Below are 341 nucleotides of genomic sequence, written 5' to 3'. Positions count from 1 at the left end.
GTCGGCAATCGCCCCCGGAATAATCGAGCCGATATCCCGGGCTACGCCGAAGCGTTCTGCCGTATTCAGCGTCGCCATCTGGAACGCGGTCACGGGCTTGACCCCCTGTGCAATGGCATGACGCACGACAAAATCCATCTGCCCCTCATGGAGCAAGGATTCCGCGCTGCGATCATCCGTCACCAGCATCATGCGGCGCGTATCGAGGCCCATTTCCGTGCTGGCGCGGATCGTCTCGGCCACATCATGCCATGCGGAGCCCTGCCGCATTTTGGCATACATGCCGAGCCGGATACGCTCGGCCACATCCTCGGGCGTGACACATTCGTGATCGCCCGTAA

At 61.6% G+C, this 341-nt stretch carries 1 protein-coding gene; it reads right to left on the bottom strand.

Annotation, left to right across the window (positions count from 1 at the left end; translation table 11 throughout):
- Positions 1–341 (bottom strand): amidohydrolase family protein (locus WG8_RS28235; protein ID WP_007429917.1); only part of this gene is annotated, 341 nt, incomplete at both ends.

It is taken from the genome of Paenibacillus sp. Aloe-11 (assembly GCF_000245715.1).
GTDB classification, from domain to species: Bacteria; Bacillota; Bacilli; order Paenibacillales; family Paenibacillaceae; genus Paenibacillus; species Paenibacillus kribbensis.
The sequence above is the reverse complement of the archived record's forward strand: the minus strand, read 5'-3'. Positions and strand labels throughout refer to the sequence as shown.